Here is a 26,950-nt window from a genome sequence, read left to right as displayed (position 1 = left end):
CTGCGGTGCGGCTTCAGCGTTGGGCGTGATACAGGCTGACGTCGCGAAACTCATGGGGCTCTGCCAGATCGGGAAGGGTGTGAGCATGCAACATCGCCAGGCGTTGATAGGCTGCATGTTTGAAGTCGCGGACCCGTGAATCTGCAACCAGTGCCTGGCGGCCCCGGCTGAGGAACTGATCCAGCAAAGGCAGGTTGGCACGGTCATACAAAACATCTGCGACCAGGATCAGGTCGAAACGATCGGCCTCGGCAAAGAAATCTGCCGAGTAATTCAGTTGCACGTCATTGAGTTCAGCATTGGCCTGACAGGCCGCCAGCGCCAGCGGGTCCAGGTCGCACGCGACCACTTCGGCGGCACCGGCCCTGACAGCGGCAATGCCTGCAACACCGGAGCCTGCCCCGAAATCCAGTACACGCTTGCCTGCGACCCAGTGCGGGTGCTCGGCCAGAAAGCGTGCCAACGCCAGGCCGCTGGCCCAGCAGAAACTCCAGTAAGGCGGCTCTTCCAGAATGCGGCGTGTCTCGTCATGGCTGAAGGCACGATCCATGTTGTCGGCGTCGATCAGCCACAGTTTCAGCTCAGTGCCCGGTAGCGCAGTGGCGACCAGGCGGGCGTCGCCAAGCAACTGGCTCAGCGACTGCTGAAGTGCTGGCGGCGCAGTCATGGCGCGCTGACGAACTGCAACTGTCCCAATGCTTGAGTGGTGGGTTGCTCGATACGCAACGACGGCAGATGCAGGATCAGTTGCCCTGATTTACTGGCGCGCCCGCGCAACTCGACCCGCTGGCCAACCGGGAAGGCTTCCGGGTTAAAGCGCAACTGGAAGGGCAGCGACTGGCCGTTGCCTTGCAGCTTGGTGCTGGTCAGCAGTTTCTGCGGGCGGCCACGCTCGTCGATCACCAGCACTGCCAGTTCGACTTCTGCATTGGCAGGTACACCCAAGAGTTGCCCGCTCAGTTCCCGTTGATGAGGCAACAACGGGCCTGGGCCTGCTGGAACCTTGGGCGCTGTCACTGCGGGTTTGGCGGGAGCCGGTTGTGGGGCTTCAGTGCTGCTGCAAGCGCTCAGCAGGCCGATGAGCCCGAGCAAGGCAATGGGGCGTAACGTCATGAACGGCTCCAACAAAAACAAAATACAGAGGGCTGATAAAAAGGCCGTGATGCAGTATTACCGAATGCAGGCAGTTTCACATCGCCTTGATGCACTTTTATAACGCATTAACGATGTGCAGCCCGTATTCGTATGCTGCCGAAGTCTTGTCTTGCCAGCGAGATGCGCTACCATGGCGCTCCCCATTTTTTGTTGCCTGCCACCATGCACTGTCCCTTCTGCGGTGCCAATGACACCAAAGTCATCGACTCACGCCTTGTTGCCGAAGGCGAACAGGTTCGTCGCCGTCGCGAGTGCCTCGCTTGCGGTGAGCGTTTCACTACCTTCGAAACGGCCGAACTGGTCCTGCCTCGCCTGATCAAGCAGGACGGCAGTCGACAGCCTTTCGACGAAGAAAAACTGCGTGCTGGCATGCAGCGGGCTCTTGAAAAGCGGCCCGTGAGCGTCGAGCGCCTTGAGGCGGCCCTTGTGCATATCAAGCACAAGCTGCGCGCAACGGGTGAGCGGGAAGTCAAATCTCTGGTGGTGGGCGAACTGGTCATGACCGAGCTGCAAAAGCTCGATGAAGTGGCTTATATCCGTTTTGCTTCGGTCTACCGACGTTTTCAGGATCTCAACGAGTTTCGCGAGGAAATCGATCGTCTCGCTCGTGAGCCGGGTAAAGAATGAGTACAGCGTTGGTTGAGCAGGACGCTCTGGACGTCCATTACATGGCCCGCGCACTGGAACTGGCGCGCAAGGGCATCTATTCCGCACACCCCAACCCCCGCGTTGGCTGCGTGATCGTGCGCGACGGCAAGATTGTGGGCGAGGGCTGGCATGCGCGGGCAGGTGAGCCCCATGCCGAAGTGCATGCCTTGCGTCAGGCGGGCGACAAGGCCCGTGGCGCAACCGCCTATGTCACGTTGGAACCGTGCAGCCACCATGGCCGCACGCCGCCTTGTGCCGATGCGCTGATCAATATAGGTGTCGCCCGTGTCGTCGCAGCCATGCAGGATCCCAATCCTGAAGTTGCCGGGCGCGGGTTGTTGCGTTTGATGAACGCGGGCATCGCGGTCCAGTGCGGCGTACTTGAGCCTGAGGCCCGTGCGCTGAACAAGGGTTTCCTCAAGCGAATGGAAAAAGGCCTGCCCTATGTGCGGGTCAAACTGGCCATGAGTCTGGATGGCCGCACGGCCATGGCCAGCGGTGAAAGCCAGTGGATCACCGGCCCCGAGGCACGTTCTGCGGTACAGCGGCTGCGAGCGCAGTCGAGTGTTGTCCTGACCGGTGCCGATACGGTGCTGGCCGACAAGGCTCGCCTGACCGTGCGCCCCGATGAACTCGGCCTGAATGCGGAGCTGAGCGCCCTGGCCGCCACGCGCCCTCCCTTGCGGGTATTGATCGACAGCCGTTTGCGAGTGCCGCTGGATGCACCGTTCTTCAAGGCGGGCAGCGCGCTTGTCGCGACCCGTGCAGCGGCGTCGGCTCGTAGTCGTTATCACGATGAAGGCCACGAAATGCTGGCCTTGGCCAACAACGATGGTCATGTGGACTTGCGCAAGTTGCTGGTCGAACTGGCGGCGCGTGGCGTCAATGACGTGCTGGTCGAGGCGGGGCCACGTCTGGCCGGCGCTTTCACCCGCCTCGGGCTGGTTGACGAATATCAGATTTTCATCGCGGGCAAGTTCCTGGGCTCCACGGCCCGGCCGCTGCTTGACCTGCCTCTGGCACAAATGAGCGAAGCCCTGGAACTGAACATCGTAGAAATGCGCGCAGTCGGTAATGACTGGCGAGTCATTGCTCTCCCTGTTCCGGCTCACGGCGTATAATTCCCGGCTTTCGCTTAGCGCGCAGCCCTTGTTCTCCCGGAGGACCCATGTTTACCGGCATTATCGAATCCATCGGCAGCATCCGCGCCCTGACTCCAAAAGGCGGCGATGTCCGCGTTTACGTGGAAACCGGCAAGCTTGATCTGACTGACGTCAAACTGGGCGACAGCATCGCGGTCAATGGCGTCTGCCTGACTGCCGTCGAATTGCCCGGCGACGGTTTCTGGGCCGATGTCAGTCGTGAAACCCTGACCGTGACCGCTTTTGTCGACCTCAAGGTTGGCAGCCGGGTCAACCTGGAAAAGGCACTGACGCCGATCTCGCGTCTGGGCGGCCATCTGGTCAGCGGTCATGTCGATGGTGTGGGTGAAATCGTTTCCCGTGAAGATAACGCCCGTGCGATCCAGTTTCGCGTGCGCGCTCCCCGTGAACTGGCCAAGTACATCGCGCACAAAGGCTCGATCACAGTCGATGGCACCAGCCTGACCGTCAATTCGGTCAATGGCGCCGAGCTCGAGCTGACCATCGTGCCGCACACCCTGTCCGAAACCATCATGGCTGACTACCGTCCGGGCCGTAAGGTCAATCTGGAAGTGGATCTGCTGGCGCGCTACCTGGAGCGCCTGCTGCTGGGTGACAAGGCTGCCGAGCCCGGCCAGGGCGGGATCACCGAAAGCTTTCTGGCCGAGAACGGCTACCTCAAATCCTGAATTGAAGGGGGTGCCGAGTGGCGCTCAACACGATCGAAGAACTGGTTGAAGACATCCGCCAGGGCAAGATGGTCATCCTGATGGATGATGAAGACCGCGAGAACGAAGGCGACCTGATCATGGCCGCCGAATGCGTCAAAGCCGAACACATCAACTTCATGGCCAAGTACGCCCGTGGTCTGATCTGCATGCCCATGACCCGCGAGCGCTGCGAAACCCTCAAGCTGCCGCTGATGGCGCCACGCAACGGTTCCGGTTTCGGCACCAAGTTCACAGTCTCCATCGAAGCTGCCGAAGGCGTGACCACCGGTATTTCTGCCGCTGACCGTGCGCGCACCGTGCAGGCCGCTGCTGCAAAAGATGCAAAGGCTGAAGATATCGTCAGCCCCGGCCATATTTTCCCGTTGATGGCTCAGGCGGGCGGAACCCTGTCCCGCGCCGGTCATACCGAAGCGGCATGCGACCTGGCGCGCATGGCTGGTTTCGAGCCGAGCGGTGTGATCTGCGAAGTGATGAACGACGATGGCACCATGTCCCGTCGTGCCGAACTCGAAGCCTTTGCCCTCGAACACGACATCAAGATCGGCACCATTGCCGACCTGATTCACTATCGGATGATCCACGAACGTACCGTTCAGCGGATTGCCGAGCAGCCAATGGACAGCGAACTGGGTCATTTCAACCTGGTGACCTATCGCGATTCCGTCGAAGGTGATGTCCACCTGGCGCTGACCCTGGGCAATATCTGTGCAGAAGAACCTACCCTGGTTCGTGTGCATAACATGGACCCGCTGCGCGATCTATTGATGGTCAAGCAACCGGGTCGCTGGAGCCTGCGTGCCGCAATGTCCGCGGTTTCCGAGGCTGGCAGCGGTGTGGTTCTGTTGCTCGGTCACCCGCTGGATGGCGATGTTCTGCTGGCCCATATCCGGGAAACCGCCGGGCAGCAGGTCATCAAGACGCCGACGACTTACAGCACTGTAGGTGCCGGTTCGCAGATCCTGCGTGACCTTGGTGTGCGCAAGATGCGCCTGATGAGTTCACCAATGAAGTTCAATGCGATATCCGGTTTCGATCTGGAAGTTGTAGAATACGTGCCCTCCGAATAAATACCGGCAGGTCGGTCCGTGCTGACGCTTGTGTGTTGCATGTTCCGCCCTGGCAGTTCCGATTCGTGGCCTACAATCCCTGACAGTCCGCCCCAAGGCGGGCTTGCTCTTTAATACGAGACTCACCCGAATGACCTTGAAGACCATCGAAGGTACCTTCATCGCCCCACAAGGCCGCTACGCCTTGGTGGTTGGCCGTTTCAACAGCTTCGTCGTGGAAAGTCTGGTGAGCGGCGCTGTCGATGCGCTGGTTCGCCATGGCGTGAGCGAAAGCGACATCACCATCATCCGTGCGCCGGGTGCTTTCGAGATTCCTCTGGTTGTGCAGAAAGTTGCCCAACGTAAAGAGTTCTCGGCCATCGTCGCCCTGGGCGCGGTGATCCGTGGTGGTACGCCTCACTTCGAATACGTGGCTGGCGAGTGCGTCAAAGGCCTGGCTCAGGTTTCCATGGACGCAGGCATTCCAGTCGCTTTCGGCGTACTGACTGTCGACTCCATCGAGCAAGCCATCGAGCGTTCCGGCACCAAGGCCGGTAACAAAGGTGCTGAAGCTGCACTGTCTGCCATTGAAATGGTCAGTCTGCTGTCGCAGTTGGAGGCCAAGTGATTTCCGACGATAGCGATCAGTTCAACCCGCGCGACGCCAAGTCTCCCGAGGCTGCCAAAGGCAAGAGCGCCAAACGTCGCGAAGCACGTCAGCTCGCGACCCAGGCGCTGTACCAGTGGCACATGGCAGGTCATTCGTTGAATGAAATCGAGGCGCAGTTTCGCGTCGATAACGATTTCAGCAACGTCGATGGCGCTTACTTCCGCGAGTTGCTGCATGGTGTCGCCACCAACAAGACCGAAATCGATGTTGCGCTCAAGCCTTGCCTTGACCTGACCATCGAAGAGCTGGACCCGGTCGAGCTTGCTGTTCTGCGCCTGTCCACCTTTGAACTGCTCAAGCGCATCGACGTGCCTTACCGCGTTGTGATCAACGAAGGCATCGAGCTGGCTAAAGTCTACGGCTCCACTGACGGCCACAAGTTCGTCAACGGTGTACTGGACAAGCTGGCACCTCGTCTGCGTGATGCTGAAGTGAAGGCTCACAAGCGCTGACCGGCGCCTGTAACTCTCATGGGTGAATTCGAGCTGATCCGCAATTACTTCGCTGTCGCGCCTTGTGCGCAGGGCGGCGAAGGGGTCGCGTTGGGGATCGGCGACGACTGCGCGCTGCTGGCGTTACCGCCCGGCGAGCAGTTGGCGATTTCCACCGATACGCTGGTTGCCGGGGTGCATTTCCCCGACATCTGCGACCCTTTTCTGCTGGGCCAGCGCGCTCTGGCGGTTTCTGCCAGCGATCTGGCTGCCATGGGCGCTCGCCCTGTTGCATTCACGCTTGCCCTGACGTTGCCTCAGGTCGAAGCCGCCTGGCTTCAGGCCTTTGCCGAAGGTATGAACCTGATGGCGCAGGGGTGTTCGTTGCGTCTGGTGGGTGGCGATACCACGCGCGGGCCATTGAGCCTGACGCTGACCGTATTCGGTGCTGTGCCTGCCGGTCAGGCTCTTACGCGCAGTGGTGCCCGCGAAGGCGATCTGCTGTGTGTCGGCGGAGCCTTGGGTGATGCCGCCGCGGCCTTGCCTCTGGTGTTGAATCAGCGCAGTGCGCAGCCTTCGATTGCCGAGCCCTTGCTGGCGCGTTACTGGTCACCACAGCCGCAGTTGGCGCTGGGGCAGGCGTTGCGAGGCAAGGCCACGGCTGCGCTGGATATTTCCGATGGCTTGCTTGCCGACTGTGGGCACATTGCCCGGTCGTCGGCCGTGCGCTTGCTGATCGAGCGCGACAAGCTGCCGATGTCTGAGCCCTTGCTACAGTTGTTTGATCTGCCCGCTGCGCAACAGGCTGCGCTCAGTGGTGGCGATGATTATTTGCTGGCTTTCACGTTGCCGCCCGAGCAACTGCCTGGTCTGCTTGATGCAGGCTGGCCGGTGCATGTGATCGGGCGAGTGGTCGAAGGGCAGGGCGTTGCCTTGCTGGATGCCGATGGGCAAGACATCACGCCTGCCGCGCTGGGCTATCAGCATTTTCGGAGTGAAGCGTGAAAAACAACCCCGAACAGGTTCCAGCCGAGTTTGTACCACCTTCGGTCTGGACCAACCCCTGGCATTTTCTCGCCTTCGGTTTTGGTTCGGGTACGCTGCCCAAGGCACCCGGAACCTGGGGTTCGATCGTTGCTGTGCCATTCATTCCCCTGTGGCAGATGCTGCCGGGCTGGGGCTACTGGCTCATGCTGGGTGTCACCATGCTGTTTGGCTTCTGGCTGTGCGGCAAGGTCGCGGACGATCTGGGCGTACACGATCACGAAGGGATCGTCTGGGACGAAATGGTCGGGATGTGGATAACCCTCTGGCTGGTGCCTGAAGGCTGGGCGTGGTTGTTGGTAGGTTTTCTGGTGTTCCGTTTTTTCGACATCCTCAAGCCATGGCCCATTCGCTGGCTGGACCGGCATGTCCATGGTGGCTTCGGGATCATGATCGACGATGTGCTGGCCGGTGTATTTGCCTGGTTTTCCATGCAGGGACTGGTCTGGGCCTGGGGATTGATCTAGCTTTTTGATATTAATGGGTAAGAATTCAGCCTAAGCGTCCCCAAGAACGTGCTGTTACAATCGGACCTTGCGAATTTCCAGTCTTCTACTATTAGGAGCACACGGTGCCCGTCGTATTTGTCGCTGCTTCCAAGCTGCCAACCCCTTTTGCACAATTCACCATGAATGGTTTTCTCGAACAGGAAACTGGGCGCGAGCACGTGGTCCTGAGTCTGGGTGATATTGCCGATGGCGCTCCTGTTCTGGGCCGGGTGCATTCCGAATGCCTGACCGGCGATGCCTTGTTCAGCCAGCGTTGCGATTGCGGCTCCCAACTTGAAGCTGCCTTGCGCGCCATTGCCATCGAAGGCCGTGGTGTGCTGCTGTATCTGCGTCAGGAAGGTCGCGGTATTGGCCTGATGAACAAGATCCGCGCCTACGAATTGCAGGACGGCGGTGCCGATACGGTCGAGGCCAACGAGCGTCTGGGCTTTGCGGCCGACCAGCGTGATTACGCGATCTGCCTGCCGATGCTGCAACACCTGAAAGTCGACTCCCTGCGCCTGATGACCAATAACCCGCGCAAGGTCAAAGCCCTGACCGACATGGGCATCAAGGTTGCCGAACGTGTGCCGCTGCACACTGGCCACAACCCGCACAACAAACTGTACCTGGCGACCAAGGCCGGCAAGCTGGGCCACATGATGGGCAATGAGCACCAGAGTGAGGTCGACCCGGCGTGAATCGCAACAATGTGCGCAGACGGATGGCGCTGGCCTGGTGGCAGCAGCTAGGCCTGAGTCTTGCGCCATTGTTGGTGGTCTGTATTTTTCTGGATGCTGGTGAGGTCCTGATTCACGTGTTGGCGATGCCGTTGTTCATCGCCGGTGTCGCCTCGATGTTCCTCAGCCTCAAGCCTTTCGGTGCTTTCAAGCGTGCATTGATTGCCACCCAGGCGGCACTCGACACACCCGACGAAACTGCAGCCTGGCTCAAGCTGGCTGCGACTCGCCGTATTGCCTTTCTGTTCGCCGGGATTCCGGCATGGGTGGCGGCTGGGGCCTTGTTCATCGGGCTTGAACCGGTGCCTGTGTTTCTGCTTGCTCTCTCTACTGTGGCGCTGTTTTACCTGTACCGCATTCCGCCGCAACTGGGATAACTCTCAGACACGTAGCACATGGGCCAGCTTCACTGGCCTTGTCGCCAGCAAGCTGCCTCCCACCGTTTCGTTTGTGCTTCAGCCAATCAACGCCAACCGTGCCTTGATCGCCGCTTCGATACCGTCTGCATCCAGACCACACTCGGCCAGCATCTGTGCCGGTTTGGCGTGTTCGACATAGATATCGGGCAAGCCGAGATGCAACACGGACTTGAGGATATTCTCTCGCGCCAGGAACTCGCTGACCGCCGCGCCCGCGCCACCCATGATGGCGTTCTCTTCGATGGTGACCAGCAAATCATGACTGGCTGCCGTTTCACGGATCAGGGCTTCGTCCAGTGGCTTGACGAAGCGCATGTCTATAACCGTGGCATCCAGTTTTTCTGCAACTTCCAGCGCATCGGCCAGTTGCACGCCGAACACCAGCATGGCAACACGCTTGCCCTGACGACGAACCACGCCCTTGCCGATTTCGATGGGCTGCAGGCCGTTGTCGATAACCGCATTCGGGCCGGTGCCACGCGGGTAGCGCACGGCGGCCGGGCCAACATACAGGTAACCGGTGTTGAGCATCTGACGCAGCTCGTTCTCATCACTCGGCGTCATTACCAGCATGCCGGGAATGCAGCGCAGGTACGACAGATCGAAGCTGCCGGCGTGAGTCGGGCCGTCTTCGCCTACCAGACCTGCACGGTCGATGGCGAACAGCACGTCGAGATTCTGCACCGCCACGTCATGCACCAGTTGGTCATAGCCGCGCTGCAGGAAGGTGGAGTAGATCGCCACCACCGGTTTGCTGCCTTCGCATGCCATACCGGCGGCAAGTGTCACCGCATGTTGCTCGGCGATGGCCACGTCGAAGTAGCGATTCGGGAAGCGTTCACTGAACTCAACCAGATCGGAGCCTTCTTTCATGGCCGGGGTAATGCCCACCAACCGCGAATCGGCCTTGGCCATATCGCAGATCCACTGACCGAACACGCCGGAATACTTCGGCCCGCTGGCTTTTTTCGGTGCGGCAGGCGCATTCAGCGGTTCAAGCTTGGTGATGGCGTGATAGCCGATAGGATCGACTTCGGCCGGAGCGAAGCCTTTGCCTTTCTTGGTCACGACGTGCAGGAACTGCGGGCCTTTGAGGTCTCGCATGTTACGCAGTGTGGCAATCAGGGTCGGCAGATCGTGGCCATCGATAGGGCCGATGTAGTTCCAGCCCAGTTCTTCAAACAGGGTGCCGGGCACCAGCATGCCCTTGGCGTACTCTTCAGTGCGGCGAGCGATTTCCCAGGCGCCAGGCAGACGTGAAAGCACTTTTTTACTGCCTTCGCGCATGCTGGTGTAAGTGCGGCTGGAAAGAATCTTGGCCAGATAGTTCGACAGCCCGCCGACGTTGCGCGAGATCGACATGTCGTTGTCGTTGAGGATCACCAGCATGTCAGCAGCGACTTCCGGCGCGTGGTTCAGCGCCTCGAAAGCCATGCCGGCGGTCAGTGCGCCGTCGCCGATCACCGCGATAGACTTGCGGTCGCTGCCTTGCAGGCGGGCGGCAATCGCCATGCCCAGCGCGGCACTGATGGACGTGCTGGAATGCCCGACGCCAAAGGTGTCGTACTCGCTCTCGCTGCGACGCGGGAACGCGGCAATGCCGTCCTTCTGGCGCAGAGTGGTCATGCGCTGGCGGCGGCCGGTAAGGATCTTGTGCGGATAGGCCTGATGACCGACATCCCAGACCAGACGGTCATCCGGGGTATCGAATACATAATGCAGGGCGATGGTCAGTTCGATGACGCCAAGGCCTGCACCGAAATGCCCGCCGGTCTGACCAACGGAATAGAGCAACTCCTGGCGCAGTTCATCTGCCAGGGTTTCCAGCTCGGCTTCACCCAGGCGGCGCAGGCCGTCCGGTGTATCTGCACGGTCGAGCAGCGGCGTAACCGGGCGCTCGCGGGGAATCTCTTTGAACGTCGTGGGCATCAGGCGAATCGTTATAAGTAAAAGAGGCGGCAGTTTACCTTATGCATCGCAAGCTGCCCATGAAGTGCATCTGCAGATACGCAGGAGTAATGAATCAGACCTGATCGAGCGTCGTTGATTCATCAGGTCTGACGTTCGGCTGCTATGTCAGTTGCGGCGTTCGACGATGTAACGCGCCAGCTCCCGCAACGGCTCTGCGGCTGCGTCAAATGGTCGCAGTGCGTTCAGCGCCTGATCGCGAAGTTCCAGCGCATAGGCCTTGGCCGGTTCCAGGCCAAGCAACGCGGGATAAGTCGGTTTGTCACGGGCAATATCGGCACCCTGGCGCTTGCCCAGAGTAGCGGTATCGCTTTCAACGTCGAGAATGTCGTCCTGTACCTGAAAGGCTAGACCAATAGCGCGAGCATAGACCTGCAGTGCGTCGAGTCGGGCTTGATCGGCATGACCACTGGCCAGCGCGCCGAGCCTGACGCTGGCTTCGATCAGCGCACCGGTCTTGTGCCGATGCATGAACGCCAGTGCGGCCTGATCGAGCTTCAAGCCTACCGACCCCAGGTCAATGGCTTGCCCGCCCACCATACCGGCCGGGCCAGCGGCCTGGGCCAGGGTGCTGACCATCAGCAAGCGGGTTTCGGCATCCTGTGACGTCAGGCGCGGGTCGAGCAGGGCGGTAAACGCCAGGCTTTGCAGCCCGTCGCCTGCCAGGATCGCACAGGCCTCATCAAAGGCTTTGTGGGTTGTAGGCTGGCCGCGACGCAGATCGTCGTCGTCCATGGCGGGCAAATCGTCATGCACCAGCGAATAGGCATGGATCAACTCGACCGCACAGGCCGCGCCATTGGCGTCTTCAGCGATACCGCCCAACGCTTCACAGGCCGCGTATGCCAGCAGCGGGCGTACCCGTTTGCCGCCGTTCATCACGCTATAGCGCATGGCAGCATAAAGACGGGTCAGCTCCGGGCCAGGTGCTTCAAACAGACCCTCGAGTGCCGCGTTGACGCGAGCCTGGCTTTGCGCCTGATAGCTCGCGATCATTCGGGTTGTTCCGCATCGAAAGGCTCTTCGGCCAGTTCACCGTCGCGCTCCAGCAACACTTGCACCTTCTGCTCGGCCTGGGCCAGGGCATTCTGGCAGTCACGTGTCAGGCGCACGCCTTGCTCGAAAGCGGTCAATGAGTCTTCCAACGACAGCTCACCATTCTCCAGACGCTCAACCAGCGTTTGCAGATCGGTAAGGGATTGTTCGAAATCCAGTGCAGCTTTCTTGCGGGCCATGGCGGCATTCCCGGTGGAGATTAAACCGGCGCGACACTAGCAGAGCCGCAGCCGTGGGGCAAACGCTTGAGCGACCTGAGTCGCGGGTTGTCAGTTCAGAGCGGCTGCAAATCCGGCTTTCAGGTCCTCGATCAGGTCATCGGGGTTTTCCAGGCCGATTTGCAGGCGCAACATCGGCAGGGCTTGCTCGCGCGCGCCATAGTGATCCACCTCGGAGACGAGGCTTTCAAAACCGCCCCATGAGTAACCGACACCAAACAGCTTCAAGGCACCGGTAAACCGGTCCAGAACCTGACGGTCGGCGGTCTTGAACTCAAAACTCAGCAAGCCGTTACAGCCATGGAAGTCCCGCTTCCAGATGGCATGCCCTGGATCTTCCGGCAACGCCAGGTGCAGGACGCGAGCGACTTGTTCATGGCCTTGCAGCCACTGCGCGACTTGAAGTGCATTGTGCTCGTGCATCTTCATGCGTGCCGCCAGGCTCCGGGCACCGCGCAAAACGAGGTAGGCATCGTCGGGGCTCACGGTATTGCCCACGGCAGTGTTCATGGTCTTGAGGGTTTTCCAGTGCTCTTCGGTGGTGCTGACGCTGCCCATCATGACGTCCGAGTGCCCGGCAATATATTTGGTCAACGCCATCAACGAGATGTCCGCTCCCAGCCCCAGCGGCTTGAAAAGCACCCCCGAACCCCAGGAGTTATCCACCGCCAGCAGCAGATTGCGTGCCTTGCACAGCCGCGACAAGGCGGGCAGGTCACAGATATCGAAAGTCAGCGAGCCAGGGACTTCGGCGTAGATCATGCGTGTATTGGACTTGATCAGCGACTCCACATTGCTGCCGTCGGCGGTGTAGTAATCGAATTCGATATCGAAGGCCGTCAGCAACGTCCTGACCAATCGCCGAACCGGGCCGTATACCGCCTCGGTAATCAGCACATGCTGGCCCGGACGCAGAAATGCCTGAAACATCTGCGCCGCCGCCGCGAGGCCGGTTGAGTACAGGCAAGTGCCATGCGCGCCTTCAAGCTTCGAGACCAGATCCTGCAACGCAAATGCCGTCGGGTTGCCGTTGGCCGCATAGGTCAGCGAACGATCCGGGCCCGCAGTCCGCGCTTCTGCTTCACGCAGGCTTTGCAGGCTGTCGAACAACACCGTGCTCATGCGTACCACCGGCGGGTTCACCGCAATGCCCGGCCCGCTGCTGGCACTACGGCCATCTTGGGACAACGCAGTCTGGGCGAGAGGGTCTTTGTCTTGGGGCATTGCAGGCTCCGAACTACTGGGTAAAAGAATTTCAGCTTGCTACGCAGGAGACACGAGATTCAGAAGCATCCTGCATACAGCCTGACGTCACGGGTGATTATCATGCGCTGCCTCTTGTATTTGAGCGATAGAAGAGGTGATTTGTGGGTAATAGTACGACGTCTGTTCAGCCTGAGGGCTATAGCGATTGGTTGAAGTCGCTCAAGGGTGACATCACGCGGGCGCGACAGCGTGCGGCTCTGGCGGTTAATAGTGAGCTGGTGATGCTTTATCATCGGATTGGTCTGGATATCAGGCAACGGCAAACGCAGCGTGGCTGGGGCGCGAAGATCATAGAGCGACTTGCATCTGACCTTTCAGATGCGTTTCCTGATGTTCGCGGCTTTTCAAACCGTAACCTCAAGTACATGGCGTTCTTCGCGCTTCATTGCCCTGATTGTCAATTTGGGCAGCAGCCTGCTGCCCAATTACCCTGGTTCCACATCGTCACCCTGCTGACCAAGCTGAATAACACCGCAGATCGAGAGTGGTACGCGGCACAAGCCGTCCAGCATGGCTGGTCACGCAGCACTCTGGAAGCCAATATCAAGAGCAGCTTGCACTTGCGTCAGGGTGGGGCCGTCTCCAACTTCGACATGCACCTGTCATCCGATGATTCAGCTCTTGCCCGGCAGGTGTTAAAGGATCCGTATCTGTTCGATTTTCTTGGCTTGGGCAATGACGCCCGGGAGCGAGAGATCGAGAATGGTCTGATTCAACACATCACCCGTTTCCTGATGGAATTGGGAGCCGGTTTTGCATTTGTAGGACGTCAGTTCCGGCTGGAGGTGGCGGGTGACGAGTTCTTCATCGACTTGCTGTTCTATCACACGCGGCTCAAATGCTATGTGGTGGTAGAACTCAAGGCCACTTCATTCAAGCCTGAACACGCCGGGCAACTGAGCTTTTATCTGGCGGCTGTCGATGCGCAGATCAAGGCTGACGATGATAAGCCCACCATAGGGCTGTTGCTGTGTAGACAGCACAACCGCCTGGTAGCGGATTACGCTTTATCCGGCTTCGGCAAACCAATGGGCGTCGCGGAATATCAGTTACTGCGAGACTTGCCAGAGACATTGACACAAAGCCTGCCGAGTATTGCTCAGATCGAAGCGGCCTTGTCTGATGAGCTGGATACTCTGGAGTCATGATGCCGATCAGTTGATGCATAAACAAAACTGATCGGCATTGAAAATGTAGGAGCGGATTCATCCGCGATACGCCCAAAGAAAATCTATCGCTTCCACGGGCCTCTCGCGAATAAATTCACTCCTACAAATCAGACGCCTGATGCCGTTCTGGAACCTGATCCGCTTCATCACCCCATGTGCGATTGACCTTCTTGCCGCGGATGACGGCAGGGCGTGCGGCGATCTCTTCGGTCCAGCGAAGCAGGTTCGGATATTCATGCACGGACAAGAACTCCGCTGCGGAATAAACACTGTTCTGCACCAGCGCGCCATACCACGGCCAGACGGCTATGTCGGCGATGGTGTAAGTGTCACCGGCCAGATAACGGCTCTCGCCCAAGCGACGATCCAGCACATCAAGCTGACGCTTGGCCTCCATCGCGAAACGGTTGATGGCGTACTCGTTCTTCTCGGGAGCGTAGGCATAGAAATGCCCGAACCCGCCGCCCAGATACGGCGCAGCACCCATCTGCCAGAACAGCCAGTTCAGGGTTTCAGTGCGGCCTGCGTGATCGGAGGGCAGGAAGTTGGAAAATTTCTCCGCCAGATAAAGCAGGATCGACCCGGACTCGAACACCCGCACCGGTTTCTCCTGGCTGCGATCCAGCAGCGCAGGAATCTTGGAGTTGGGATTGACCTCGACAAAGCCGCTGGAGAACTGATCACCTTCCGAAATCTTGATCAGCCAGGCGTCATATTCGGCACCGCTGTGCCCAAGCGCCAATAACTCTTCCAAAAGGATAGTGACCTTCACCCCGTTGGGCGTTGCCAGCGAATAGAGTTGCAACGGGTGCTTGCCTACCGGCAGTTCCTTGTCATGGGTCGGGCCGGCAGTGGGGCGGTTGATATTGGCGAAGGCACCGCCGGATGAAGCAGGCTGCCATACCTTTGGCGGCGTGTAGGGGGTATTGCTCATGCGGGAACCTCGTAATGGTTGAGCGTGACTATTTCGACTGGTGGCGTTGCCTGTTGTTCATCACGATCAATCAAGCCAAAGGGCGACCGAAGCGAGCGAACAAGGCGTTACTGATACGTTGACCATACAGACCAATAGCCAGACCCGACACGATAAGAATCACGGCAAGGAGTTTTATAAGCGACAGGCTTTCATCAAAAATCACCACCGAGCCCAGAATGCCGAATATAGGCACCAGAAGCGACAGAGGGGCAACCGTGGAAACCGGATATTGATTGAGCAATGAATTCCAGATCCAGTAACCGAACAAGGTGTTGGGATAAACCTGAAACAGAATCGACAGTACGGCGCGGTGGTCGAGTTGGTTGACCAGCGTGACATAGCCGCTGGTGCCATTGACGATGTAGTCCAGAAGGAACAGCGGAATCGGCGAAAAGGCGCTGGACCAGACCAGAAAGGCAAATACCTGCTTGGTCCCGGCCTTTTTATTGATGATGTTTGCAACACTCCAGGCCAACGCACCCAACAGCACCAGAATCAGCCCGGTCGCCGTGACCGAGCCATCCACGATAAAAATAATGCTCAACAGCCCGCACAGCGCGACGCCAATCCCGGCCAGTTGATAACGGGTGACCGTCTCCTTGAACACCCAGGCACCCAGCAGAATCGTGAAAAACGCACTGAACTGCAAAACCAGCGAAGCAATCCCCGCCGACAGACCCGACTTGATCCCCAGATTGACGACACCCCACAGGCCTATGCCGAAGATCAGCCCGTAACCGATGATGTAACGCCACGCGACATCAGGCTTGGGAATGAAGAAGATCGCAGGCAGCGCACAGAGCGCAAAACGCAGCCCCGCCAGAATGAACGGATCCACAGAGGTCAGGCCCAGCTTGATGACCGAGAAATTGAGGCCCCAGATTGCGGTGATCAGGATGGCGAGGAGGAGGTGGTGGAGTTTCATTGGGGGGACTTCCTGGTCGTGTGAGTCATCTACAGCGGCAGGTTAATGCACTCTGACCTGCCGGTCTTGTGGCAGTCAGAAAGATTTATGCCTGAAAAATGGTCTATTTGTCTGTTTTGTGAGCAAAAACTTGACTTGAAGTAATGTATCGGAATCTATACATTTGCTGGCTTAGTGCATCTATGGTGTCAGTCAGCAAAGTAGCGACTCTTTTCGACGATGACGAAGGAAGGCGCTATTTGCTTTTTAGCGGCAACTAAAGGTCAGTGGCTGCACACCCAGGGAGCGGGATACCAATGGATGGGCTCAAGATTTTTCTCGCAGGCCTGGATGGATATATTTATCTGGGATTGCTGCTTTCAACGTTTATCGCCATAAAATTTAAGCCCGAACATGCGGCCTCTCTGTTTATCTGGGGCTGCAGTATTCCGCTGTCTGCTTTTTGCTATTTGCTCTGGATCCATGGCAGCGGCGGTGGCTGGAATTTAGTGGTTTTTCTTGTAGTGATGTTTGCGTTTTCCCAAGTCGGCTGGCTTGGGGGCGCTTTGGCTGTTTTCGGGAAATTGATCAATGCGCGTTATTTGAAAAAGGCCGGGTTATGGGTATCCATCGTCTCGGTCACTTCGCATGGTTTATTTCTGATATTGATTCTTACTTTGGGAGCCGGCTCTTGATGAGCCGGCCATCGTTTCTCTTTTAGCTGGTTTATTTACTCATAAGGAATTGTGTTATGGCGTTCAGTGAATCAACACTTGAATATATAAAAAGCCAAGCTGATAAAGCCAAGGAAGTCGCCGGCGCGCTTGGCGTTCCAGGGGTAACCGCCCAAGGATTGTTGGGCGCTATTGGAGAAGAGTACGAGTCGCTCGGTACAGTAGACTGGATTCAAACCCAAAGGGTAACCAGTTTTACGCATGAAGAGCTAAAGCAGAACTACGAAAGTGTTATTAGCGATCAGCAAATTCTGAAAGATGTCGTCAAGGCCGGTTCATTTCAAAAGGCGCAGATCAAATGGGAGAATCCGGTACTCAATGATGTCGGTCCCGGTAATGTCAAGGTCTTGACGGCCATTGATCTTTTGAATAAATACAATAGCAATAATCCAGATTCGGACCCGTTGGGGCTTAAAGGATATACGCAGGATTACAAGGCATTAGTCAGCGATCTTTCTAACGAAGGTAATAACCTGAGTTTGAAGTTTGCAGCCTTGATGCTTCAAGAGGGCCAAGAGTTTTACTCTACCAAGGCCGCTGCTGCCTGGAGTATTTATGATCAGGACACCAAAGATGCGATTCTGATCACGTATTACAACAATGGTAAGGAATGGGCGAGCGAGAAGGCTGACAAGTTTTTCGCCGATACCCCCGGTGGTCAATATGCACCCAAGCCAGGTGGGGGCGTCAGTGGTGGTGAGGTTTACCTTGAGAACGTCGACCAGATCAAGGCTTATGTAGGTATCCCTACCAAGCCCCCCAGCATTAACGATTTCAACCTCGATATCTTCAACGCTGGCCTGACACTCGAGAAAGACGCCACAGACCATGATCGATTTGCGGCACAAGTGGCAGATGGGCTTGTGCGCAGTGGTGGTGGTTGGGCAATCACTTACAACCCGAGCAGTTTGAACATCAACCAGATGCAGGATTCGTGGGTCAACAATACCTTCGCTGCTGCTGCGACGCAGATTCTTGCCGACAGCTATCGGCCTGGTAACGGCAACACGGTCAAGGACGTATTCGATTTCAGCCTGAAAAGTGCCAGCAGCGGTCTGTCATTCGACAGTGTTTCGGGGCAGGCAGGCGCCTGGCTGAACTCGGGCAATGCCTTGTCACGTCTGACCCTTCCGACTGACCCTCTGGTACTCGATCTTAATGGCGATGGCGTCCGGCTGACTGACTATGTCAGCCAGCCTGTGCTTTTTGATGTCGACAACGATGGCGGCAGTCTGGAAGAAACCGGCTGGGTCAGTGCTCAAGACGGGATTGTCGTGGTCGACCGCAACAATAACGGCAAGATCGACAATATCAGCGAGACCCTTTCCGAATACTTTGGCGGAGCCGCAGGGACTGCCGGAAATGCAGGGGAAAAACGTTTTGCCAATGGTTTTGCTGCGCTTGCCAGTCTGGACAGCAATGGTGACAGTGTTTTTGATAATCGCGATGACGCCTGGTCCAGTGTCAAGGTTTGGGTCGATGCTAACCATGACGGCAAAAGCTGGGTGGATAGCAACGGTAATGGGGCGGTCGATGCTGGCGAGGCCGATGAAGTTCGCTCGCTGAACGAGCTTGGTATCACCCGTATCAACCTTGCCAATACTCTGCAGAACGGCGAAGTACGCGATGGCAACGAAGTGTTGGCCCGTGGCACGTTCACCCAGAATGGCGTCAGTAAGGAAGCGATTGCAGCCAATTTCCTGGCAAACCCTAATGGCCATACCTTCAGTGCCAGTGGTAATGGAACGATTGTTTCGACTCAGGGTGGTGGAGAGGTGGCACCCGTGAGTGCCTATGCGTCCTCTTCTGTGACCGGTGAAACCATTGATGTCGCGCAAAAGGGCGTCAGCAATGCCAGTGGGTCATCAGGTAACGATACTCTGCTGGGCGATAGCAAGAACAACTGGCTTTCAGGTGGACAGGGCAGCGATAGCTTCCAGGCCGGTGCCGGGGATGACGTACTGCTGATCGACGCTGATGACGCCGCCGCGAATATCCATGGCGGCGCGGGTACCGATATCGTTCAGGTGATCGGTGATCGAGGTGTTGTTCTAAACCTGACCAAGGCTGAGATCGAGATCGCTCAGGGCGGCAGAGGTAATGACGTGTTTATCGCCGACGGGCAAAGCACGGTCTATATGCGCGGTGGCGATGGTGACGATGTCCTGGTCGGCGGCTCTGCCAACGATGCTTTGTCTGGCGAGGATGGCGACGACTTTATCAACGGCGGAGCCGGTAATGATGTACTGCGTGGTCACCGTGGACAGGACCAGATTCAGGGCGGCTTGGGCAACGACCTCATCGATGGTGGTCAGGATGACGACAACCTCAACGGCGGCGCTGGCGACGATGTACTGATCGGTGGTGCGGGCGATGACGTGATCGACGGCGGTGACGGCCTGGACGTCGTCGAGTTGTCCGGCGACTTTGCCGACTACCGTCTGACACGAACGGCAGAAGGTGTCTGGATCAGCGACACCGTTGCAGGGCGCGACGGTACCGATTTCCTGCAGAACATCGAAAAGATCAACTTCAAGAACCTCAAGCTGGTCGAGATCCCGAGCGCGACCAGCGAAGGGATCGAGAACCCTCTGCTGGTCAAGGATGTCCTGAGCAACGACAAGGCCGGTGCGGCTTTCGAGCGTACCAGTGCGCATCTGATCGGCAAGGAACAACTGCTGCAGAACGACATCGACTGGCAGCATGATGCGCTGCACATCACCGGACTGTTCGATGTCGTGGGCGGTACGGCCAGCGTGACTCAGGCCGGCGATGTGCTGTTTACGCCGGATGCAACCTTTACCGGCATCATGGGCTTCAAGTACACCGTCGCTGACGCCAAGGGCAATGAGGCCGGTACGGTTATCAGCATGGGAACCGGTGAAAGCGCGACGATGCGCGCTGCGGTGTACCTCAAGACCTCGGATCTGCCTGACGATCCGCTGGTGACCGATCAATGGTATCTGTCCCAGGCCAATATTCTCCCTGTCTGGAAGGATTACACCGGCAAGGGCGTCAGGATTGCCCAGATCGAAACCACCAGCCCTTTCGGCACGACCAAGGAAGTGCTCGATTACCGCCATGCCGACCTGAAAGACAACATCGACAAGAACTGGCTGGCCAATGCCACGCCGGGACAGATGGCGGGCGAGGGCAGCGGCGGCGTCTTCAGCGATCACGCCACTCTGGTGGCCGGTGTAATGGTCGCCTCCCGCAATGGCGAAGGCAGTGTGGGCGTGGCTTATGACGCCACGATTGCCGGTTACTGGGTCAACAAAGACGACTTCAGCACCATGTCCCACATGCATGAATATGACGTGGTGAACAACAGTTGGGGGAGTAGCATTCCCTTCGACCTGAAGTTTTCCCCCGCCGAACTGGGACTGATGCCGACGCCACATCGTCAGGCCCTGCAAGAGGGGCGTGACGGGCTAGGGACCGTGATTGTCACAGGAGGCGGTAACGACCGGCAGAAAGGCGGAAACACCAACTACTCGAACGTTTCCAACAGCCGCAGCAGTATCATTGTCGGCGCGATCAATGCCACCACCGACCTGGGTGCTCTCCAGTTTGGCGGTAAGCCGTTTTCCAGCCCGGGCGCCAGCATTCTGGTCAGTGCGCCGGGCTCGAACGTGACCTCCACTTCGCGTCTGGTGCAGAACGACAATGGCTCCACGTTCGGTGCCGACACCAGCGTTTCGCAAGGCACCAGTTTTGCCGCGCCGATCGTCTCCGGCATCGTGGCACTGATGCTCGAAGCCAACCCTGAGCTGGGGTATCGCGACGTCCAGCAGATCCTGGCGCTTTCGGCTCGCAAGGTGGCCGACCCTGATACCTCCTGGCAGGAAAACGGAAGCCAGAACTGGAACGGCGGCGGCATGCACGTCAGCCACGACTATGGTTATGGCGAAGTCGATGCCCGCGCGGCGGTTCGTCTGGCCGAAACCTGGAATACCCAGCAGACCTTCGCTAATGAATTCAGCCTGAACCAGCCTCTGGACTCCGGCACCCTCAACCGTGCAATCACTGATGGACAGGGCGCAGGCATCAGCCATTCCCTGACCCTGGGTAACGCCGGTATTTCTGTCGAGCATGTTGAAGTCAAAGTCAGCCTGACGCATTCCCGACCCGGTGACCTGATCCTCAAGCTGATCTCGCCGTCCGGTACTGAATCCATTCTGATGAACCGTCCGGGCAAGGCGCCTGGCGGCGCGGCGAGCGAGCGTGGTGACGCCGACTTCGCTGGCAGTTCCACCCTGAATTACGTTTTCGACACGGCGCTTCTGCGGGGTGAAATGGCGCAGGGCAACTGGACGCTGCAAGTCATCGATACGGTCACCGGCGACACCGGCACACTCAATAGCTGGAGCATGAACGTTTATGGCAAGGGCGGTACGTCCGATGACCAGTATGTGTATACCAATGAATATGCACAGCTGGCCGCTGCGGGTGGGCGCAATGTGCTCAACGATACCGATGGTGGCGTAGACACGATCAATGCCGCGGCGATAGCCAGTGCCAGCGTCATCGATCTTTCCAAAGGCCAGGCGACCCTCGCCGGTGCCCAGTTGACGATTACCAATCCAGGCCAGATCGAAAACCTGATCGGCGGTGAGTTTGGCGACTCGCTGACCGGCAACGCTGCGGATAACCATCTTTCGGGTGGCCGTGGCGACGATCTGCTGTCGGGCGGCGCTGGCATCGACACGCTGATCGCAGGGCAGGGCAATGACACCCTGACCGGTGGTGCCGACACCGACTATTTTGTGATCGACAAGAATGCGGGTGACGTCGATACCCTGACCGACTTCGTCATCGGCACCGACCGAATCGTTCTGTCCGGTTTCGGCCCGGACGTGTATTCGACGATGGGCATCAGCCAGCAAGGTGCGGACACGCGGCTGACGCTGGATGACGGGCAAGTCCTGGTACTTAAAAATGTGCAGTCCCAGGGCCTGACGCTGAGCAGCTTCGTGCATGTACCGGAAGGTGTGAGCCTGAGCCGTCTGGAGCGTTACTCCGGCTTTGGTTTCGGGCTTGATGGCACCGTGACCGAGCGGATTCTGCCGGACACGACCAATGGGGTTCTGTACTGGGCCAACGATGGCGGCGAGCGCGTATTCGGTGGCACGGGAGCCGATGTGATAACCGGTGGTCTGGGTGACGATGTCCTGGTCGGTGAAAGCTCCACGTCATCAAGTGTCGGCGGCAACGATACCCTGAACGGCGGCGAAGGCAATGATGTGGTGCGTGGCGGGGCAGGTGATGACGTGCTCTACGGCGGTGCCGGGCTGGATTATCTCGGAGGCGATGCCGGTAACGATGTCCTCTATCTTGAGGGCGATCAAGGTATCGCTGATTACGCAACCACCACGTTGCTGGCTCCGAACATTAACCTCGGTGGTGCGGCTACACACACCGGAGCCTCGGTGGCTGGCGGTGCCGGGAATGATCGTTTTGTCGTGGTCGAAGACCTCAAAGCGAGTGCTTCCCAAGGCATCATGGCCAACCTGATCGACGATTTCGAGGTGGCCAATCCAGCCGAAAAAATCGACCTGTCACAGATCCGTGCGGTACACAGCTTTGCCGAGCTGAACTTCAGTTCGGTGACAGTGGATGGCGAGCAATACCTGAGAGTCTGGCTGGGAGCGATGGCCAGTGGCACTCAGTACCTGACCCTCAAAGGCGTCACCGCCAATCAACTGTCCGCTGCCAACTTCATTTTTGGCCAGGCAGTTGCAGAGCCCAAAGTGCTGCTTAGCGGTACTGATGCCAACGATCTGCTGATCGGCGACGCCGGCGGCAATACCCTCGATGGCGGTGCCGGTGCGGACGTTCTCGAAGGACGGACAGGCGACGACACCTATATCGTCGACAACGTCGGTGACGTGATCAAGGAAGTGGTGGGCGGTGGCTATGACCTGGTCAAGTCCAGTGTCAGTCATACCTTGGCCAGTGAAGTCGAATCCCTGCAACTGTTGGGCAATGCGGCTATCAATGGCACCGGCAATGAACTGGCCAACCGCATTGTGGGCAACAGCGCCAACAACGTGCTGGACGGTGCCGGAGGTTCCGATGTGCTGATCGGCGGTCTGGGTGACGACACCTATGTGGTCGATGACGGTTCTGACCGGGTCGTCGAGTCGCAAGGTCAGGGCACGGACACGGTCAATGCCTCGGTTTCCTTCACGCTGGCCAGCAACCTGGAAAACCTGAACCTGACCGGCAGCGCCAGCATCAACGCCACGGGCAACAGCGTCGACAACATCCTGCGCGGCAATATCGGCGATAACCGTCTCGACGGCGCCCAGGGCGCAGACCTGATGATCGGTGGCCTGGGCAATGACACTTACTTTGTCGATCACATCGGCGATGTGGTCATGGAGGATGCCGACGCTGGTAATGACAAGGTCATTTCCACGGTCGACTACAGCCTGGCGGCGAATGTCGAGATCCTGACCTTGTCCGGTTCCGCCCTGAATGCCACGGGTAACGCGCAGGCCAACGAACTGTTCGGCAACGAGCACGACAACCGCCTGTACGGCGGTGCGGGCGATGACTTCCTGCAGGGTGGCAAGGGCAATGACCGCTACGTGTTCGGTGTCGGTCATGGCCAGGACTTGATCAATGAAGACCTGGATGCCAGTGGTGGCGTTGACACCATTGCGTTTGAAGCGGGCATCAACGCAAGCGACGTCGCTGTCGATCACACCGCGCAAGGTATGGTGCTGCGCCTGAACGATGGTCAGCAGATCATTTCCGGCTGGACCGCTGCCCGTGGTCATAGCATCGAGCGCATCGAGTTCGCCAATGGCACGGTCTGGAACACCGCCACGCTGGCGACCCAGGCCAACCGTGCACCGACCATCGCACAGGCGATTGCCGATCAGAACGTGGCAGAAGACAGCGGCTTTGTCCTGACACTGGCGAGCAACGCCTTTGTCGATGCGGACAGCGGTGACGCCCTGAAGCTGAGTGCAACCCTGGCTGATGGCAAACCTCTGCCAGCCTGGCTGAGTTTCGATACCGCCACTCGCACCTTCCGGGGCACGCCAGACAACAGCGCCGTCGGTAACCTGTCGATTCGCGTCACGGCGACTGACAAGGCCGGCCTGTCCGTCAGCGACAGCTTTGACGTACGGATCAGCAATACCAACGATGCGCCGGTCCTGGCCAAGGCCATTGTCGATCAGGCTGCAATCGCAGGCACACTCCTGAACTTTGCCCTACCGGCAGCGACATTCACTGATGTGGATGCCGGTGACATATTGAACATTACCGCGCAGTCTGCCGACGGTCAGGCGTTGCCAGCCTGGCTGACGTTCGATGCGGCCACTCGCACCTTCAGCGGCACGCCTGGAAGCCAGGGAACCGTCTCGGTCAAGGTTTCGGCCGTGGACCGTGCAGGTGCGGTGGTCAGTGATGTGTTCGACATCGTTGTCGGCGAGCAGACCGGCTTGATCACCGGCACCCAGAGCGGTGACTACCTCAATGGCGATGCGCTGGCCAACACCATCAACGGGCTGAGCGGCGACGACACCCTGTACGGCAGGGCTGGCAACGACGTACTGAACGGTGGTGATGGCGTCGACTGGCTTTATGGCGGTGATGGCAACGACACGCTGGATGGTGGTGCGGGCAATGACAGACTGTCGGGTGATGCAGGCAATGATACCTACCGCTTCTACCGCGGCATGGGGCAGGACACCATCACTGACTTCGATGGGACTGTGGGTAATGTCGACACCATCAAGGTCGCTGCCGATATCGCTCCAGCAGATGTGATTCTGAATCGTGACGGCAACTACCTGCATCTCTCGATCAAGGGAACGACAGATAAAATGTCGATCACCTTCTTCAACAGCACCAACTATCAGGTGGAGCGTGTCGAATTTGCCGATGGCACGGTCTGGGATATCGATGCCCTCAAAGCCATGACCCGGGGAGTGGCCAGTGATTCGGCCGATACCTTGTATGGCGACGTTGGAGCCGATGTACTGGATGGGCTCAATGGCGATGACAGGCTCTACGGTGATGCTGGCAACGACCAACTCAATGGTGGTGCCGGTAGAGACACGCTGTACGGCGAAAGCGGCAACGACACCCTCAATGGTGGAGCCGACAACGACTACCTCGATGGCGGCGACGGTAATGACACTCTCGATGGCGGTGCCGGCAACGACTCCCTGAGCGGATCTCGCGGCAATGACACTTACCTTTTCTATCGCGGCATGGGCCAGGACACGATCAACGAGTTCGACTCCACCACGGGCAATGTCGACACCATCAAAGTCGCGGCAGGCATCACCCCTGACGATATCATCGTCAAGCGTGACAGGTCGGATATCGTGCTCTCCATCAAGGGCACTACTGACTGGATGAAAATCTACGAATACACCGGCTCCAACTATCAGGTGGAGCGCGTCGAGTTCGCTGACGGGACCGTCTGGTCTGTCGCGGACCTCAAGCGCCTGTCGGTGGTCGTGGCCAGCGAAGCGGCCGATACGATCTACGGCGACGAGACGGGTGAGCAGATCGACGGGCTTGGCGGCAATGATCAGTTGTACGGCCAGGCCGGTAACGATGTGCTCATTGGCGGTGCTGGCGATGACATGCTCGATGGCGGATCGGGTGTCGATACGCTGGATGGCGGAGCAGGCAACGACTCGCTGTATGGCAGCTCGGGTAACGACATCTATCTGTTCCAGCGTGGCGGTGGCCAGGACCAGATCTCGGACCGTGACTGGACCTCCGGCAATATCGATGTGATCAAGCTGGCACAAGGCATCAGCCCGGGCGATATCAAGGCTTCGCGCGTGGGCGACAACCTCGAACTGGCGATCATCGGCACTTCGGACAAAATCACCGTTCGTGACTGGTTCTACTCCACCGACTCGCAGATCGAGCAAGTCCAGTTCGTGGATGGCACCGTCTGGGATGCAACGGCCCTCAAAGCTATGGTCAAAGGCGTGGCGAGCGAAGGCAACGATACCCTGCAAGGTGAAGAGTCCGTTGCCGATGTTCTCAACGGGCTGGGCGGTGACGACAGCCTTTACGGCTTGTCAGGCAACGACACCCTCAACGGTGGCGCTGGCAAGGACAAGCTCTATGGCGGAGCCGGAGCGGACATCCTCGATGGCGGTGCCGGTGATGACAGCCTGTATGGCGATGCAGGCAACGACACCTACCTGTTCTATCGCGGTGCCGGGCAGGACTGGATAAGCGACTACGACAATACGGCCGGCAACCTGGACGTGATCAAGCTTGCGGAAGGCCTCAAACCTGCCGATATCCAGCTCACTCGTAGCCTGAACGATCTGTATGTCGGCATTGCTGGCACAAGCGACAGGCTGACGGTTTCCGGATGGTTCTCCAATACCGCGAACCTGATCGAACAGATCCAGTTCGCCGACGGCACCATCTGGAATGCCAGCACCATCAAGACGATGAGCAACGGCACGTCCACCCAGGGCAATGACGCGCTTTATGGCGATGATGCTGTGGCCGATTCGCTCAGTGGCCTTGCAGGCAACGACAAGCTCTATGGTCTGGGCGGCAACGACGTACTGTCGGGCGGTGCCGGGGATGATGAACTGAACGGAGGCGCAGGCGCTGACACCCTGATCGGTGGCACGGGCAATGACCGACTGTATGGCGACCGTGGCAACGACCTCTACCAGTTCGAGCGCGGCGGCGGCCAGGACGTCATCGACGACTTTGACCCGGATGCCAACACTGACGTGCTGCAGTTTGGGAGCGGTATTGCTGCCGACCAACTGTGGTTCAGCAAGAATGGCTGGGATCTGGAAGTCGGCGTCATCGGCACGAGCGACAAGGTGACGGTATCCAAATGGTCGTTCTGGGGCGAAGGCACTTGGGAGGATGCCCAGCAGATCGAACAATTCCGCACGGCGGATGGCAAGGTCCTGATGGCTAGTCAGGTTGACCAAATGGTACAAGCCATGGCGGCTTTCGCACCTCCTGCACCGGGAGAAGTGAAGCTGTCGGAAAACTACCAGGCCTCGTTGAATGCCGTGATTGCGGCTAACTGGCAGTAAGTCTGGAAGCAGCCGCGCCTTTGGGCGCGGTTGCTCTTGGTTACAGCGGCCCTGTCTGCGAAGCAGGATCGGCTTCAAATCTTCGAC

The 26,950-nt window shown here is 58.4% G+C and carries 21 protein-coding genes; 13 read left to right on the top strand and 8 right to left on the bottom strand.

The window, feature by feature from the left end; translation table 11 throughout:
• Positions 1–13: 13 nt before the first annotated feature.
• On the bottom strand, positions 14–667 hold the full coding sequence (locus ACODS3_RS02405) for a class I SAM-dependent methyltransferase (RefSeq protein ID WP_201018633.1): 654 nt from the start codon (positions 665–667) through the stop codon (positions 14–16).
• A complete protein-coding gene (locus ACODS3_RS02400; protein ID WP_201018634.1) occupies positions 664–1,113 on the bottom strand; it encodes a YbaY family lipoprotein in 450 nt (149 codons plus the stop codon). Before ACODS3_RS02400 ends, ACODS3_RS02405 begins: the two co-directional genes overlap by 4 nt.
• Before the next feature lie 204 nt (positions 1,114–1,317).
• Between ACODS3_RS02400 and nrdR the strand changes: the two genes are divergently transcribed.
• The 10 genes from nrdR to ACODS3_RS02350 all read left to right on the top strand — a co-directional run bounded on the left by nrdR (position 1,318) and on the right by ACODS3_RS02350 (position 8,472).
• The gene (nrdR, locus tag ACODS3_RS02395; protein WP_003317051.1) at positions 1,318–1,782 is read left to right on the top strand and encodes a transcriptional regulator NrdR; all 465 of its coding nucleotides are present in this window, start codon (positions 1,318–1,320) and stop codon (positions 1,780–1,782) included.
• A complete protein-coding gene (gene ribD, locus ACODS3_RS02390) occupies positions 1,779–2,924 on the top strand; it encodes a bifunctional diaminohydroxyphosphoribosylaminopyrimidine deaminase/5-amino-6-(5-phosphoribosylamino)uracil reductase RibD (RefSeq protein WP_304575591.1) in 1,146 nt (381 codons plus the stop codon). The genes nrdR and ribD overlap by 4 nt, the downstream gene beginning before the upstream one ends.
• A gap of 47 nt (positions 2,925–2,971) precedes the next feature.
• Complete coding sequence (locus ACODS3_RS02385) at positions 2,972–3,634, top strand: riboflavin synthase (RefSeq protein WP_489033082.1); 663 nt, start codon at positions 2,972–2,974, stop codon at positions 3,632–3,634.
• 17 nt (positions 3,635–3,651) lie between these two features.
• A complete protein-coding gene (gene ribBA, locus ACODS3_RS02380; protein ID WP_489033080.1) occupies positions 3,652–4,743 on the top strand; it encodes a bifunctional 3,4-dihydroxy-2-butanone-4-phosphate synthase/GTP cyclohydrolase II in 1,092 nt (363 codons plus the stop codon).
• 130 nt (positions 4,744–4,873) lie between these two features.
• Positions 4,874–5,350, top strand: coding sequence for a 6,7-dimethyl-8-ribityllumazine synthase (gene ribH / locus ACODS3_RS02375; protein WP_025262014.1), 477 nt, complete (start codon positions 4,874–4,876; stop codon positions 5,348–5,350).
• Complete coding sequence (nusB, locus tag ACODS3_RS02370; RefSeq protein WP_201006976.1) at positions 5,347–5,844, top strand: transcription antitermination factor NusB; 498 nt, start codon at positions 5,347–5,349, stop codon at positions 5,842–5,844. Before ribH ends, nusB begins: the two co-directional genes overlap by 4 nt.
• 18 nt (positions 5,845–5,862) lie before the next feature.
• Positions 5,863–6,828 (top strand): thiamine-phosphate kinase, encoded by a 966-nt coding sequence (gene thiL, locus ACODS3_RS02365; RefSeq protein ID WP_489033077.1) that lies wholly within the window; start codon positions 5,863–5,865, stop codon positions 6,826–6,828.
• Positions 6,825–7,334, top strand: a complete 510-nt coding sequence (locus ACODS3_RS02360; protein WP_201006974.1) for a phosphatidylglycerophosphatase A family protein — start codon at positions 6,825–6,827, stop codon at positions 7,332–7,334. Before thiL ends, ACODS3_RS02360 begins: the two co-directional genes overlap by 4 nt.
• Before the next feature lie 104 nt (positions 7,335–7,438).
• Positions 7,439–8,056, top strand: a complete 618-nt coding sequence (gene ribA / locus ACODS3_RS02355) for a GTP cyclohydrolase II (RefSeq protein WP_201006973.1) — start codon at positions 7,439–7,441, stop codon at positions 8,054–8,056.
• Positions 8,053–8,472 carry an MFS transporter gene (locus ACODS3_RS02350; RefSeq protein ID WP_201006972.1) on the top strand — a complete coding sequence of 140 codons (420 nt, stop codon included), beginning with the start codon at positions 8,053–8,055 and terminating at the stop codon, positions 8,470–8,472. The genes ribA and ACODS3_RS02350 overlap by 4 nt, the downstream gene beginning before the upstream one ends.
• Before the next feature lie 78 nt (positions 8,473–8,550).
• On the opposite strand, the gene dxs is transcribed toward ACODS3_RS02350, so the two are convergent.
• From dxs to metC, 4 genes are all read right to left on the bottom strand, one after another.
• The gene (gene dxs, locus ACODS3_RS02345) at positions 8,551–10,443 is read right to left on the bottom strand and encodes a 1-deoxy-D-xylulose-5-phosphate synthase (RefSeq protein ID WP_489033074.1); all 1,893 of its coding nucleotides are present in this window, start codon (positions 10,441–10,443) and stop codon (positions 8,551–8,553) included.
• A gap of 147 nt (positions 10,444–10,590) precedes the next feature.
• Positions 10,591–11,478, bottom strand: a complete 888-nt coding sequence (locus ACODS3_RS02340; protein ID WP_304575588.1) for a polyprenyl synthetase family protein — start codon at positions 11,476–11,478, stop codon at positions 10,591–10,593.
• Complete coding sequence (locus tag ACODS3_RS02335; protein ID WP_201006967.1) at positions 11,475–11,717, bottom strand: exodeoxyribonuclease VII small subunit; 243 nt, start codon at positions 11,715–11,717, stop codon at positions 11,475–11,477. The genes ACODS3_RS02340 and ACODS3_RS02335 overlap by 4 nt, the downstream gene beginning before the upstream one ends.
• Before the next feature lie 90 nt (positions 11,718–11,807).
• Positions 11,808–12,980 (bottom strand): cystathionine beta-lyase, encoded by a 1,173-nt coding sequence (metC, locus tag ACODS3_RS02330; protein ID WP_489033072.1) that lies wholly within the window; start codon positions 12,978–12,980, stop codon positions 11,808–11,810.
• A 143-nt stretch (positions 12,981–13,123) separates the two neighbouring features.
• On the opposite strand from metC, the gene ACODS3_RS02325 reads away from it, so the two are divergent.
• Positions 13,124–14,170, top strand: a complete 1,047-nt coding sequence (locus tag ACODS3_RS02325; protein ID WP_489033070.1) for a PDDEXK nuclease domain-containing protein — start codon at positions 13,124–13,126, stop codon at positions 14,168–14,170.
• Positions 14,171–14,291: 121 nt separating this feature from the next.
• Here the strand turns inward: ACODS3_RS02325 and yghU are convergent, their stop codons facing one another.
• Positions 14,292–15,125 carry a glutathione-dependent disulfide-bond oxidoreductase gene (yghU, locus tag ACODS3_RS02320; RefSeq protein WP_489033068.1) on the bottom strand — a complete coding sequence of 278 codons (834 nt, stop codon included), beginning with the start codon at positions 15,123–15,125 and terminating at the stop codon, positions 14,292–14,294.
• A gap of 70 nt (positions 15,126–15,195) precedes the next feature.
• A complete protein-coding gene (locus tag ACODS3_RS02315) occupies positions 15,196–16,092 on the bottom strand; it encodes an EamA family transporter (RefSeq protein ID WP_489033066.1) in 897 nt (298 codons plus the stop codon).
• 296 nt (positions 16,093–16,388) lie between these two features.
• Between ACODS3_RS02315 and ACODS3_RS02310 the strand changes: the two genes are divergently transcribed.
• Both ACODS3_RS02310 and ACODS3_RS02305 read left to right on the top strand, forming a co-directional pair.
• A complete protein-coding gene (locus tag ACODS3_RS02310; RefSeq protein WP_489033064.1) occupies positions 16,389–16,766 on the top strand; it encodes a hypothetical protein in 378 nt (125 codons plus the stop codon).
• 536 nt (positions 16,767–17,302) lie between these two features.
• Entirely contained in the window at positions 17,303–26,863 is a 9,561-nt protein-coding gene (locus ACODS3_RS02305) for a calcium-binding protein (protein WP_489033062.1), read from the top strand.
• Positions 26,864–26,950: the final 87 nt, after the last annotated feature.

It is taken from the genome of Pseudomonas sp. FG43, assembly GCF_057809175.1.
This window is presented reverse-complemented; position numbering and strand designations above follow the sequence as displayed.

What these genes read in the sequence shown, in the direction of transcription:
- ACODS3_RS02405 (WP_201018633.1), bottom strand. Translation starts at nt 667, where the DNA reads ATGACTGCGCCGCCAGCACTTCAGCAGTCGCTGAGCCAGTTGCTTGGC.
- ACODS3_RS02400 (WP_201018634.1), bottom strand. Translation starts at nt 1,113, where the DNA reads ATGACGTTACGCCCCATTGCCTTGCTCGGGCTCATCGGCCTGCTGAGC.
- nrdR (WP_003317051.1), top strand. Translation starts at nt 1,318, where the DNA reads ATGCACTGTCCCTTCTGCGGTGCCAATGACACCAAAGTCATCGACTCA.
- ribD (WP_304575591.1), top strand. Translation starts at nt 1,779, where the DNA reads ATGAGTACAGCGTTGGTTGAGCAGGACGCTCTGGACGTCCATTACATG.
- ACODS3_RS02385 (WP_489033082.1), top strand. Translation starts at nt 2,972, where the DNA reads ATGTTTACCGGCATTATCGAATCCATCGGCAGCATCCGCGCCCTGACT.
- ribH (WP_025262014.1), top strand. Translation starts at nt 4,874, where the DNA reads ATGACCTTGAAGACCATCGAAGGTACCTTCATCGCCCCACAAGGCCGC.
- thiL (WP_489033077.1), top strand. Translation starts at nt 5,863, where the DNA reads ATGGGTGAATTCGAGCTGATCCGCAATTACTTCGCTGTCGCGCCTTGT.
- dxs (WP_489033074.1), bottom strand. Translation starts at nt 10,443, where the DNA reads ATGCCCACGACGTTCAAAGAGATTCCCCGCGAGCGCCCGGTTACGCCG.
- ACODS3_RS02340 (WP_304575588.1), bottom strand. Translation starts at nt 11,478, where the DNA reads ATGATCGCGAGCTATCAGGCGCAAAGCCAGGCTCGCGTCAACGCGGCA.
- ACODS3_RS02335 (WP_201006967.1), bottom strand. Translation starts at nt 11,717, where the DNA reads ATGGCCCGCAAGAAAGCTGCACTGGATTTCGAACAATCCCTTACCGAT.
- metC (WP_489033072.1), bottom strand. Translation starts at nt 12,980, where the DNA reads ATGCCCCAAGACAAAGACCCTCTCGCCCAGACTGCGTTGTCCCAAGAT.
- yghU (WP_489033068.1), bottom strand. Translation starts at nt 15,125, where the DNA reads ATGAGCAATACCCCCTACACGCCGCCAAAGGTATGGCAGCCTGCTTCA.
- ACODS3_RS02315 (WP_489033066.1), bottom strand. Translation starts at nt 16,092, where the DNA reads ATGAAACTCCACCACCTCCTCCTCGCCATCCTGATCACCGCAATCTGG.
- ACODS3_RS02310 (WP_489033064.1), top strand. Translation starts at nt 16,389, where the DNA reads ATGGATGGGCTCAAGATTTTTCTCGCAGGCCTGGATGGATATATTTAT.
- ACODS3_RS02305 (WP_489033062.1), top strand. Translation starts at nt 17,303, where the DNA reads ATGCTTCAAGAGGGCCAAGAGTTTTACTCTACCAAGGCCGCTGCTGCC.